The sequence below is a fragment of the Agrobacterium salinitolerans genome (assembly GCF_027498475.1).
In the GTDB taxonomy this organism is placed as follows: Bacteria; Pseudomonadota; Alphaproteobacteria; order Rhizobiales; family Rhizobiaceae; genus Agrobacterium; species Agrobacterium salinitolerans.
This window is the reverse complement of the sequence record NZ_JAPZLN010000001.1, coordinates 1,621,165-1,634,272: the sequence shown is the minus strand read 5'-3', so window position 1 is coordinate 1,634,272 and position 13,108 is coordinate 1,621,165. Positions and strand designations below refer to the sequence as shown.

Below are 13,108 nucleotides of genomic sequence, written 5' to 3'. Positions count from 1 at the left end.
TAGGACAAAATCCCCGGCCATGCCTGGGGATTTTTCTTTTCCAGGCGGTTTCGCAATTGAGTGCGACCTCTTAATGTACCCGCAAATCCGCATCACAGGGGCATGACATGACAGATATTTCGATGATAGAAGCCGCGCGTGGGCGCATCGGCAACCATGCGGTTCGCACACCGCTTCTTTCATCCTCTTTTCTGGACGAAATTGCCGGGCGAAAGCTGTTCGTGAAGGCTGAATGCCTGCAACGAACCGGTTCTTTCAAGTTTCGCGGCGGCTGGTCGGCCGTCTCCGGCCTTCCGGCGGAGGTGCGCGCCAAGGGCGTGATCGCCTTTTCCTCCGGCAACCATGCGCAGGGTGTGGCGCTTGCCGCGAAGCTGCACAATGTTCCTGCCGTTATCATCATGCCGTCGGATGCGCCGAAGATCAAAATCGAAAATACCCGCGCTTATGGCGCAGAGGTCGTGCTTTATGACCGGGCAAACGAAGATCGCGATGCCATTGGAGATCGCCTTTCGAACGAGCGTGGGCTGACGCTTATAAGGCCCTATGACGAACCGCTGGTCATTGCCGGGCAGGGAACAGTGGGACTGGAGATTGCTGAACAGGGCGCGGAACTGGGCATCGATGCGGCGGAGGTTCTGGTGCCTTGCGGTGGCGGTGGCCTCACATCCGGCGTCTCCCTTGCGCTTTCGGCAAAAGCGCCGAACTACAAGGTCAGAACTTCAGAACCGGAACGGTTCGACGATGTGGCCCGCTCCCTTGCCTCGGGCAGGATCGAGCGTAACGCCACGACGTCGGGTTCGATCTGCGACGCGATCGTCACGCCGCAGCCCGGCAATATCACCTTCCCGATCATGGCGGGGCTTTGCGGAAAAGGCGTCGTCGTGACCGAAGATGAGGCGCTGCGTGCGACGGTTCTCGCTTTCAACCGGCTGAAGATCGTTGTTGAACCCGGCGGCGCGGTGGCCCTGGCGGCGGCGCTATTTCATGGCGATGAACTGGAAAGCGAAACGGTGATCGCAGTTGCTTCCGGCGGCAATATCGATCCGCAGATCATGGCCGGCGCGCTGTCCCGTTTCGGGTGAGGTTGAGATCAGGCCTCGAAGCGTGCTGCGACCTCCCCGGCAATTGCCAGCGAGGCGGTAAGTCCGGGGCTTTCTATGCCGAAAAGATTGACGAGGCCGGCAAGACCGTGTGTTTCCGCCCCATCTATGCGGAAGTCCATGGCCGGTTCGTCCGGACCGGAAATCTTCGGCCGGATACCGGAATAGGCCGGGATCAGCGCGTCATCGGGAAGACCCGGCCAATAGCGCCTTATAGCGTCTCCAAAACCCTCCATGCGGCAGGGGTCGACGGCATAGTTGACTGTGTCCACCCACTCCACATCCGGCCCGAAACGGGTCTGGCCAGCGAGATCGAGCGTGAGATGCACGCCGAGACCATGGGTGTGCGGCGCGGGGTAGATCAGCCGTGAAAAGGGCGACTTGCCAGCCAGCGAAAAATAGCTGCCCTTGGCGAAACGCGCCTGCGGGATCACTTCGTCCGGCACTCCTTCGATCTTCCTCGCCACCATCGGTGCGACAAGGCCGGCAGAATTGACGAGCAGCCGGCATGTCAGGCTGGTGGGCTCTGCGCCTCCGACGTGAATCCGGAAACCATCGCGGATCACTTCTGCCTTTTCGAAGGGTGCGTTCAGGGCAAGGGCAGCGCCGTGATCCTGCGCGTCTCCAAGGAGCGCCAGCATATAACCATGGCTGTCGATGATACCGGTCGAGGGCGATATCAGGGCTGCGACGCAGGCGAGTGCGGGTTCGAGCAGGAGCGCCTGTCGCGCATCGACTAGCTCAAGGTCGTCGCAGCCGTTAGCTATGCCTTTTTCGCGCAGGGCGGCGAGCATGGCCACCTCTTCATCGCGCGTGGCGACGATGAGCTTGCCACAGCGGCGATGTGAAACGCCGTGGCTTTGGCAGAAGGCGTAAAGCCGCTCCTTGCCCTCCACGCAAAGTCGGGCCTTGAGGCTTCCGGTTGGATAATAGAGCCCGGCGTGAATGACTTCGCTGTTGCGGGAGGAGGTGGCCGAGCCGAATTCCTTCCCGCTTTCGAGGATAATGGCGGAAAGGCCACGTATCGCCAGTTCGCGCGCTGTCGCCAGCCCTATCACCCCGGCTCCGATGATGATGGCGTCGATATCCGTCATGGTGTTTTCCGTGCCCGCCAGTGGTTTTGAGAGGAGATGCCCTCCGCCGCGCTGATCCTGCGCCATGGGTAGATTGATGCTTGCCGGTGGGCAAGTCGCAATCGGTATTTTTCCCGATGCGCCAATCTTATGGAATTTTATCTCTACGGAAACAGTGGGGAATAAAGCTATTTTACAAGCGAGATAAGCAATGCCCGCTTTGAAGGGCCGAGCAGGCAAGGAGTATACAATGTCTTATTCCAAGGCAGGAAAAGTAAAAGACTTTGTCTCGCAGCCCCAGTCGCCGCGCAACTGGAAAGATTCGGTACATGCGGCTCTTGTCGGCGTCTGTGTGGCTTTTGTCGCCGCCGTCATCTTCGGTCTCGTTCCCTGATCCTCCCGATTTTCTCATCAGGTAATTTGAGAAGGCCGGTCGCTCCTCCGACCGGCCTTTTTCATGCCCATTCACGCCTTCAGGTAATCTTCCGCCAGATCGACCCAGAATGCGGTTCCGATCGGCAGGATATCGTCGTTGAAATCGAATTTCGGATGATGCAGCGGCGGGTCGTTATCGGTGCGGGCGGTGCCGAGGAAGAAATAACAGCCGGGCCGTTTCTCCAGCATATAGGCGAAGTCTTCCGCACCCATCGACGGCCGCTGCATCTGCGCCACCTTGTCAGCCCCGGCAAAACGCCGGGCGAGATCGGCGACATAGTCCGTTTCCGTCTTGTGGTTGATCGTTGCGTTATATCCGCGCTCATAGTCGATGGTGACGCTCATGCCGTAGCTGGCGGCCTGGCCTTCGGCTATCGCCCGGATGCGCTTTTCCAGCTCGTCGCGCACGCCCGGATCGAAGGAGCGGATGGTCAGCAGCATTTCCGCCGTTTCGGGAATGACATTGCTGGCAGCACCGGCATGGAACGCGCCAACCGTGACGACCGCCGATAATTGTGGATGGATGTTGCGTGACACCACGGTTTGCAGCGCCATGATGATGCTTGCGCCGGCAACGATGGGGTCGGCTGCATCCTGGGGTTCGGCGCCGTGGCCGCCGTAGCCGTTGACGGTAATCTTGCACTCGTCGACGGCGGCAAGGATCGGCCCGTCACGCAGCACGAATTGCCCGAAGGGCACACCGGGATCGTTATGCAGGGCAAAAACCGCATCGCAGGGAAAACGTTCGAACAGCCCGTCCTCGATCATGATGCGGGCGCCGCCGAAATTCTCTTCCGCGGGCTGGAAAATCAGATGCAGGGTTCCGTTGAAATTTTTACGCTCCGCAATGATCTTCGCCGCGCCGAGCAGCATGGCGGTGTGGCCGTCATGGCCGCAGGCGTGCATTACGCCCTGATTGGCGCTCGCATAATCCACCCCGGTTTCCTCGTGGATCGGCAGGGCGTCGATATCGGCGCGGATGCCGAGCGTGCGGGTGCTGTCGCCATTGCGCAGGGTAGCAACGACACCCGTTCCGGCCAGCCCCCGCGTAACCTCATAGCCCAGCGCGGCCAACTGTTCGGCAATAAAATCCGACGTCTTGAACTCCGAAAGGCCGATTTCGGGATTGCGGTGCAGGTGGCGGCGAATGGCCACCACATCCGCCATATGATTGGCAAAGGATACGAGATTTGCGGTCTGTCTGGTCATTTTTTAAAGTCCCGGGTTCGGCCGTTTTTCCGGCGCCTTTTGCAAATGACATAGCAGCATATGCAGCCATGCGTAAGGGGCGTGGCCTGCCCTGAAACGCGCTGAAATTCAGCGCTTGCATCGTGCCGCGACAGGTGGCATGGAACTATTGACGTCCTGGGGCATTAGCTTCTTTCGGATGTGGCGCGGACCTTCTCGGTTCGTGTTGCCTTTCAGGTTGTCAACGGGGGATTATCGGACGTTGCGCGAACAATTTTCGCCATCGGGGAGGGTGCGAAATCCGGTCGGAACGGCAATGCCGGGCCGAACGACGCCGCTTTCTTCTCTTCATCGAAAGCGCCCCGTCCGCGTCGATCTCCAGCTTCGCACACATCCCGGAATAATGACGCTGCAGCATGATGTGCCTGCGGATGTTATGCGCTTGACGATCCGTTCCGCACAGCGTCTGGTCCGGTTCACCGAAGGTTCAGGATAAGTCATAAATATAGCGTGGCCCGATTTTCGTGTGTGTTCCCGCCACGGACGAATTGCCGGTCAAGTTGAACCAGTTTCCATAAAGTTCAGAATACGAGCCCGATGTCATTTCATATTACCCCGACCGCCGCCGCCCGTGATTCAGAGACGAAGCAGATCGATCACAACGATTCGATCCGCGCGTCCTATATGACGGTCGAGGAACTGCATGATGCGGGCGCCGCGCTTTCGCGCGATGGCGCCGACAGCCTTCCCGGCTTCATGGAGTTCGATTTCTTCGAGCGTCACCGCGAGAACGAGAAGGAAATCCTCAGGGTCTATCGTACGACTGCCGTCGATGCGGAAAATGGCGCGACAATAACGCCGGCGGCGGAATGGCTGCTCGACAACCATTACGTCATCGAAGAGGCGATCCAGGAAGTCCGTCGCGATTTTCCGCGCAAGTTCTATCGCCAGCTGCCGACGATGACGGTTGGCGGGGTGACTGTCCCGCGGGTTGTGGCGCTCGGCTGGCTTTATGTCGCCCATACCCACAGCACGGTTTCGCGCGAGAACATGACGGCGCTGGTGGATGGCTACCAGACGTCAAAGACGCTGCAGATCGGCGAATTGTGGGCTCTGCCGTCGATCATCCGTTTTGTGCTCATCGAAAATCTTCGCCGCATCTCCATCCGTGTGGAACGTTCGCGTCGCATGCGCCAGAAGGCGAATGAAGTCGTCGATGAAATCATTCGACTCAACGATGCGGAAGCCTCGGCAGCGCTTCTCAAGCAGGTCGATTCGCTGGTCGACGACCCGACTTTCGCGACGCAGTTCCTTTATCGTCTGAGGAACGGCTCGCAGACCTCAGGTTTTGCCGTTGCCTGGCTTGAAGAGCGTCTTCATGCTGCCGGTACCGACGCCGAAAACATCATGATGTCGGAACATAATCGCTTAGCATCCGGCAATGTGACGATGGGCAACATCGTTAAGAGCCTGCGTGAAATCGACGACACCGAATGGTCGGTGTGGTTCGAGGAAGTCAGCCACATCGACAAGGTCCTGCGCGAAGAGACCGACTACGAGGTTCTGGATTTCGGTTCACGCAACACCTACCGCAATACAATCGAACTTCTGGCGCGCCGCTCACCCAAGACCGAAGTCGAGGTTGCGCGCGCCGCTGTCGAAATGGCGCGTTCGGAGACGCCGGCCGGTGCGGATGAAACCCATCGCGTCAATGTCGGCTCCGTGCTTGTGGGCCAGCGCCGCTTCGAACTCGAAAAGGCTTTGGGGTACCGGCCCCTGGTGTCGCAGCATATCGTCCGGGCCATGCGCAAGTTCAACTGGCTCGCGATTGCGGCGCCGGTGCTGCTGATCACCGCGCTCGCCATGCTCGCCGTCGGCTGGTTCCTGGCGCAAGCCGGTATGCCCTGGTATGTTGTGACCGCCTTCCTGCTGATGTTCGCATTGCCGGCATCCGAAGGCGCAACCGGCCTCTTCAACACGCTCGTCACTTTCTTCGTGAAACCGTTCCGGCTCGTCGGATACGAGTTCAAGAATGGCATCCCGCAGGATGCCCGCACATTGGTTGCCGTGCCCTGCATGCTGACCAGCCGCGATAGCGTCGACGAGATGATGCGCAATATCGAGGTGCATTATCTCGCCAATCCGCATGGCGAGATCTACTTCTCGCTGGTGGGCGACTGGCGTGATGCGCAATATGAACAGTCCGACGACGATCTCGAAATTCTCGATTATGCCAAGCGCGAGCTTGCGGCGCTGAACAGCCGTTATGCCTTTGACGGCAAGACGCGCTTCTACCTGCTGCACCGCCGCCGCCTCTACAATCCGGCCGAAGGCTGCTGGATGGGCTGGGAGCGAAAGCGCGGCAAGCTGCATGAGCTGAACATGCTGCTGCGCGGCGACAAGGATACGACTTTCCTTGGCGGTGCGAACATCGTGCCGACCGATGTCAAATATGTCATGACGCTGGATGCCGACACGCGCCTGATGCGCGATGCGGTGACCAAGCTCGTCGGCAAGATGCACCATCCGATCAACCGCCCCAGGATCGATCCGGAATCCGGACGAGTTGTCGAAGGCTACGGTCTGCTGCAGCCGCGTGTGACGCCCTCGCTGACGACGGGCAAGGACGCCTCCGTCTTCCAGCGCGTCTTCTCGATCAATCGCGGTATCGATCCTTACGTTTTTACCGTTTCCGACGTCTATCAGGACCTGACGTCTGAAGGCACTTTTACCGGTAAGGGTCTTTACGATGTGGATGCCTTCGAGGCGGCGCTGAAGGGCCGTATCGAGGAAAACTCCATCCTCAGCCACGACCTGCTCGAAGGCTCGTTTGCGCGCTGCGCGCTCGTCACCGATGTGGAGCTGGTGGAAGACTTCCCGACCCGATATGAGGTGGAAGTGTCGCGCCAGCATCGCTGGGCGCGCGGCGACTGGCAGCTTCTGCCCTTTATCCTCGATCGTGCCCGCGGCGTTACCGCCATCGGCCGCTGGAAGATGGTCGACAATCTGCGTCGCTCGCTGACGCCGATCGCCTGGTTCTTCGCCTCGATCCTCGGCTGGTATTTCATGGATCCGCTCGGTGCGCTGATCTGGCAGATTCTGCTGATCTTCTCGCTGTTCGTCGCGCCTACGCTTTCCTTGCTGTCCGGACTCGTGCCGCGCTCCACCGATATCGTGCCACAGGCGCATTTCCACACCATCTGGTCCGAAATCCGCGCCACCAACGCACAGGTTGCGCTGCGCATCGTCTTCATCGCCGATGCCGCCTGCATGATGACGGATGCGATTGCACGTTCGCTGTACCGCCTGCTCGTCAGCCACAAGCTGATGCTGGAATGGCGCACCGCCGCCAGCATGCAGTCGAGCGCACAGGGCGGCATCGTCGATTATTACCGCCAGATGTGGCATGCGCCTGTCGTGGCCATGCTGGGGCTGTTGTTTGCGTCGCTGCCGGGCGACAACGCCTTCCTGATCGGTATCCCTTTTACGCTTCTTTGGGTTCTGTCCCCGGCCGTCGCCTGGTATGTCAGCCAGTCTGCTGAAACCGAAGACCGATTGTTCGTTTCGGAGCATGTCTCCTTCGAACTTCGCAAGATCGCGCGTCGCACCTGGCGTTATTACGAGACCTTCGTGACAGCGCACGAAAATCACCTGCCGCCGGACAACTTCCAGGAAACGCCGGAGCCGATTGTCGCTTCGCGTACCTCTCCCACCAATATCGGCGTCTATCTGCTTTCCATCATTTCGGCGCGCCAGTTCGGCTGGATCAGCTTTGCCGATACGCTGGAGCGGATCGAGAACACGATCCAGACCGTCGAGAAGATGGAGAAGTATCGCGGTCATCTCTACAACTGGTATCATACCGACACCTTGCAGACGCTTGGGCCGCGTTATGTTTCGGCAGTGGATAGCGGCAACCTCGCCGGCCATCTGATTGCGGTTTCGTCCGCCTGCCGCGATTGGGCGGAGGCGCCGTCCGCGCATCTTCAGGGTAATCTGGACGGTATTGGTGATCTTGCCGGCATTCTGCGCGAAACGCTGAAGGCATTGCCGGACGATCGCAAGAACCTGCGACCGCTGCATCGCCGGCTTGAAGAGCGCATCATCGGCTTCTCGAACGCCCTTGCGTCCGTCAAGCGCGAGCATGAATTCGCCTCGATCCGTGTCATCAATCTCGCGGTTCTTGCGCGCGATATCCAGAAACTCGCCACCAACGTCGATCACGAGGTGAAATCCGCGCAGAGCGCGGAAGTGACGCGCTGGGCGCAATTGCTCGTCGATTGCTGCGAGGCGCATATTTCAGACAGCGCCATCGACCTCACCAACATGGAGCCGCTGCGACAACGTCTCGCATCGCTGCGCGACCGCAGCCGCAACCTCGCCTTCTCGATGGATTTCACGTTCCTTTACCGCAAGGATCGCCGTCTTCTGTCGATCGGTTACCGCGTCGAAAGCAAGGAGCTCGACGAGGCCTGCTACGACCTTCTGGCTTCCGAATGCCGCCTGACCAGCCTGTTTGCCATTGCCAAGGGCGATCTGCCGACCGAACACTGGTATCGTCTTGGCCGTCAGGTCGTGCCAATCGGTGCGCAGGGCGCGTTGGTGTCGTGGTCGGGTTCGATGTTCGAATATCTGATGCCGCCGCTCGTCATGCAGGAGCGTCAGGGCGGCATCCTCAACCAGACCAATAATCTGATCGTCAAGGAACAGATGAACCATGGCCGCCGCCTCGGCACGCCATGGGGCATTTCCGAAGCGGCGTTCAACGCCCGCGATCACAACATGAACTATCAGTACACCAACTTCGGTGTACCGACCCTTGGCCTCAAGCGTGGTCTCGGCCAGAATGCGGTGATCGCGCCTTATGCGTCGATCCTCGCCAGCCAGTACGATCCCGACGGTGCACTCGAAAACCTCGACAAGCTGCGCAAGCTGGGCGCGCTTGGACAATATGGTTTCCATGATGCGGTGGATTTCACGCCGACGCGCGTACCGGACGGCAAGGTCTGTGCGGTGGTCTATAACTATTATGCTCACCACCACGGCATGTCGATTGCGGCCGTCGCCAACGTCGCTTTCGACGGCGTGCTGCGCGAACTCTTCCATTCCGATCCGGTGATCGAGGCGGCCGAACTGCTGTTGCAGGAAAAGGCGCCACGCGAAGTGCCCGTCATGAGCGCCAAATACGAGCCGGAAACCCCCGGCAAGGAACAGGCCGACCTGTTGCGTGCGGAAGTGCGCTCCATTGCCGATCCGGCGGTGCGCGACCGCGAAGTGGTGTTCCTCTCGAACGGCCATTATTCGACGATGCTCACCTCGACTGGTGCGGGTTATTCGAAGTGGAACGGACAGGCGATTTCCCGCTGGAAAGCCGATCCGACAGACGATCGATGGGGCACCTTCATCTTCCTGCGCGATACCACCAATGGACAATGGTGGAGTGCGACGGCGGAGCCGCGTGTCATCGAGGGTGAAAAGACCAAGACGATCTTTACCGATGACAAGGCCGAGTTCCACAAGACAACAGGCGATCTGCAGAGTGTTGTCGAATGCATCGTCGCCACTGAGCATGATGCCGAAGGCCGCCGTATCACCCTGCTGAACGTCGGTTCCGAGGATCGCTACATCGAAGTGACATCCTATATGGAGCCGGTCATCGCGTCTGAGGATGATGACAACGCCCATCCGCTCTTCTCGCGCATGTTTGTGCAGACGGAAATCGGCCGCCGCGGCGACGTCATCCGCGCCTGGCGCAACCGTCGCAGCCCGAACGAGCCTGGCACCGTCATCGCGCATCTGGCCGCCGACAATGCCGGCCCGTCGCGCCCGACGGAATTCGAAACGGATCGCGCCAAGTTCATCGGTCGCGGACGGTCGCTGCGCGAAGCCGCGGCTTTCGATGCCGGTGCAACGCTCTCCAGCACCGACGGTTTCACGCTCGATCCGATCCTCTCCCTTCGGCGCACCGTGCGCGTGCCGGCCGGCAAGAAGGTGAGCGTGATCTTCTGGACGATCGCCGCGCCAAGCCGCGAGGAAGTCGACAAGGCGATCGATCGCTATCGTCATCCGGATGCCTTCGCCCATGAACTCGTGCATGCCTGGACACGCACGCAGGTGCAGATGCGCCATGTGGGTGTCACCTCGCAGCAGGCTGCCGCCTTCCAGCATCTCGGTCGTTATCTGACCTATCCCGACATGCATCTGCGTGCGGATTCGGAAACGCTGAAAACGGGCCTCGCCTCGCAGCGCTCTCTGTGGCCGCTTGCCATTTCGGGCGATTTCCCGATCTTCAGCCTGCGCATCAATGACGACATGGACATGGATATCGCCCGTGAGGCGCTGAGTGCCCACGAATATCTGCGTTCACGCGGCGTGATCTTCGATCTCGTCATCGTCAACGAACGCGCTGCGTCCTATGCCCAGGACATGCAGCATGCGCTCGATCATATCTCCGAGGCGCAGCGCCGTATCAATCCTGCCGATGGCGGACGTCCACATGTCTTCTCGGTACGCCGCGACCTGATGGACGAAGAAACATGGAATGCGCTTCTCGCCGCGTCGCGTGTCGTGCTGCATGTTCGCAACGGCAAGATCGTTGACCAGATCAACCGCGCAGTCTCGCTGTTTGCGGCCCATCGCGGCCCGGATGGCACGAGTGACGCGGCACAGGCCCGTCTGCCGGTCCCGGCCTTCCCTGTTACGGAACCGGTCGAGGACGCCGGCGATCTCGATTTCTGGAATGGTTTCGGCGGCTTTGCCAAAACCGGCCAGGAATATGTGGTGCGTCTGAATGGCGGGCAGTCCACGCCGCATCCATGGATCAACGTTATCTCGAACGAGAGTTTCGGCTTCCATATTTCGGCCGAAGGCGCCGGTTTCAGCTGGAGCCGCAATTCGCGTGACTACCAGTTGACGCCCTGGACCAATGACCCTGTTATCAACCGGCCGGGCGAGGCCTTCTATGTCGCCGATGTGGAAACAGGAAAGCTCTATACGCCCTGTGCCGCCTTGTCGCGCGATCCTGCAGCCATGTTCGAAACTCGCCATGGTCTCGGTTATTCGATCCTGACCGGCGTGGCGGATACGCTCGAAGTCGAGCTGACGCAGACCGTTGACCGTGAAAAACCGGTCAAGTTCTCGCAGGTCATCGTGCGCAACAAGGGTTCGAAAAGCCGCCGTCTCAAGGTCTATGCCTATGTCGAGTGGGTGCTCGGCAATAACGGCCAGAAATCCGCGCCGTTCATCCTGAGCAGGCATGATGCGGGCAGCAACGCGATCTTCGCGTCGAATCCCTACAGCATCGACTATAGCGCCCGCACTTCGTTCCTGACACTCGATAGCGAGGCAAGCGGCTTTACCACCAGCCGCCGGGAATTCATCGGTCGTTTCGGTTCGGCACAGGCGCCGCAGGGCATCGTGTCCGGTGCGGCGCTAAGTGGCACCACCGAGGTCGATGGCGATCCCTGCGCGGCACTGATGCAGGAAATCCACCTGAAGCCCGGCGAAGAACGGCACATGACCTTCATTCTCGGCGATGCCGACAATGCGGAAGAGGCCGAAGTACTGGTGAAGGATGCCCGCCAGGCGGACTTCCAGACGGTATTAGACGCGAGCAAGGAATTCTGGACGGGCTTTACCGGCCAGTTGCAGGTTTCCACGCCTGATGCGGGCTTCAACCACATGGTCAATAACTGGCTGCCCTATCAGGCGCTGGCCTGCCGCATTCTGGCGCGCACGGCTTTCTACCAGTCGAGCGGCGCCTTCGGCTTCCGCGATCAGTTGCAGGATACGCTGGCCTTCCTGCTTTACCAGCCGGAGCTTGCCCGCAAGCAGATCCTGCGCGCGGCTGGCCGCCAGTTCCCGGAAGGCGATGTACAGCACTGGTGGCTGCCGCTGACTGGTGCCGGTGTCCGCACGACCATCTCGGACGATGTGGTCTGGCTCGCTTATGCCATCAACCAGTATGTCTCGGCCACGGGCGATGTCGCCATCCTCGATGAGAGCATTCCCTTCCTTAAGGGCCCGGTATTGATGCCCGGCCAGCACGATGCTTTCTTCCAGCCGGAGACGAGCGACAGGTCCGTCACGCTTTACGAACATGCGGCGCTAGCGCTTGATCTCGCCATTCACCGTACCGGGGAGAACGGCCTGCCGCTGATCCTCGGCGGAGACTGGAACGACGGCATGAACCGTGTCGGCGTTGGCGGCAAGGGCACGAGCGTCTGGCTCGGCTGGTTCCTGTCAGGCGCATTGCGAGACTTCGTCGAGATCGCCGAGAAGCGCGGCGATACTGACCGCGTCGCCAAATGGTCGTCGCATCGGGAAAGGCTGCGCAATGCGCTGGAAACAGCGGGTTGGGATGGCAGCTATTACCGGCGCGGTTATTTCGATGACGGCACACCGCTAGGCTCGTCCGAAAGCGAGGAATGCAGGATCGATTCGCTTGGCCAGAGCTGGAGCGTTCTCTCCGGCGAAGGCGAAGAGGCTCGGTCGCAGCAGGCGATGGATGCGGTCATGTCGCATCTGGTCGATGAAAAGACCGGCATCATCCGGCTGTTCACGCCGCCCTTCTCGCGTGCGCCGCATGATCCGGGCTACATCAAGGGATATCCGCCGGGTGTGCGCGAAAACGGCGGACAATATACCCATGCGGCGACTTGGGTGGTTCTTGCGCTTGCCAAGCAAGGTCGTGCGCAGGAGGCATGGAACTGCTTCCAGCTGCTCAACCCCGTCAATCATGCGCTCGATGCGGCGGCGTCGGAAACCTATCGGGTCGAACCCTATGTGGTGACTGCGGATGTCTACGGTGAAGGCGCCTACGCCGGCCGTGGCGGGTGGAGCTGGTACACGGGTTCTGCCGGCTGGCTCTATCGTGCGGCCGTCGAGGGTATTCTCGGCATCACCCGCACCAACGGAAAGCTGCATATTTCGCCGTCGCTGCCAGAGGACTGGAGCGGTTTCTCGGTGAAGATCACGCTCGACGGGAAGGCAAAGGACATCGTCGTCAGCCGCAAGGCAGATACGGCGGCAGTTTCCGTTTCCGTCGATGGCAAGGTCCTGTCGGCAGATGATCGGGTGATTCCCTTCGACTAAGACGATCAGGTCTCCGTTCCCCTATAAACTCAGGCTCCCGTGGTAACGCGGGGGCCTGAATCTTTATGGGGCTACCCTGACCTCCGACTCAGCTTATGGGTCGGATCATAGCATGGCACCGGGCTTCCTTCGCAGCACTGGCTGGAAGGTGCTGCAGCGCCGAGACAGGCTCATATTGGCGAAGGCTTCGATGGCGCGGTGCCGGATCGTCCGGTACGG

5 protein-coding genes are annotated in these 13,108 nt (G+C 60.1%); 3 read left to right on the top strand and 2 right to left on the bottom strand.

The window, feature by feature from the left end; all coding sequences use genetic code 11:
• Positions 1 to 107: 107 nt before the first annotated feature.
• Positions 108 to 1,082, top strand: a complete 975-nt coding sequence (locus tag O9X91_RS07795) for a threonine ammonia-lyase (RefSeq protein WP_137412315.1) — start codon at positions 108 to 110, stop codon at positions 1,080 to 1,082.
• Between the two features lie 8 nt (positions 1,083 to 1,090).
• Here the strand turns inward: O9X91_RS07795 and O9X91_RS07790 are convergent, their stop codons facing one another.
• Positions 1,091 to 2,194: an NAD(P)/FAD-dependent oxidoreductase gene (locus tag O9X91_RS07790; protein WP_142912930.1), complete on the bottom strand. Its 1,104-nt coding sequence runs from the start codon at positions 2,192 to 2,194 to the stop codon at positions 1,091 to 1,093.
• Positions 2,195 to 2,423: 229 nt separating this feature from the next.
• Here O9X91_RS07790 and O9X91_RS07785 point away from each other — a divergent pair, with 229 nt between their 5' ends.
• Complete coding sequence (locus O9X91_RS07785; protein ID WP_003505150.1) at positions 2,424 to 2,567, top strand: hypothetical protein; 144 nt, start codon at positions 2,424 to 2,426, stop codon at positions 2,565 to 2,567.
• A 71-nt stretch (positions 2,568 to 2,638) separates the two neighbouring features.
• On the opposite strand, the gene O9X91_RS07780 is transcribed toward O9X91_RS07785, so the two are convergent.
• Entirely contained in the window at positions 2,639 to 3,817 is a 1,179-nt protein-coding gene (locus O9X91_RS07780) for a M20 aminoacylase family protein (protein ID WP_162520502.1), read from the bottom strand.
• 576 nt (positions 3,818 to 4,393) lie between these two features.
• Here O9X91_RS07780 and O9X91_RS07775 point away from each other — a divergent pair.
• Positions 4,394 to 12,889, top strand: a complete 8,496-nt coding sequence (locus O9X91_RS07775; protein ID WP_269833840.1) for a glycoside hydrolase family 94 protein — start codon at positions 4,394 to 4,396, stop codon at positions 12,887 to 12,889.
• Positions 12,890 to 13,108: the final 219 nt, after the last annotated feature.

Coding starts and splice junctions, on each gene's coding strand:
- O9X91_RS07775 (WP_269833840.1), top strand. CDS start 4,394: ATGTCATTTCATATTACCCCGACCGCCGCCGCCCGTGATTCAGAGACG.
- O9X91_RS07780 (WP_162520502.1), bottom strand. CDS start 3,817: ATGACCAGACAGACCGCAAATCTCGTATCCTTTGCCAATCATATGGCG.
- O9X91_RS07795 (WP_137412315.1), top strand. CDS start 108: ATGACAGATATTTCGATGATAGAAGCCGCGCGTGGGCGCATCGGCAAC.
- O9X91_RS07790 (WP_142912930.1), bottom strand. CDS start 2,194: ATGACGGATATCGACGCCATCATCATCGGAGCCGGGGTGATAGGGCTG.
- O9X91_RS07785 (WP_003505150.1), top strand. CDS start 2,424: ATGTCTTATTCCAAGGCAGGAAAAGTAAAAGACTTTGTCTCGCAGCCC.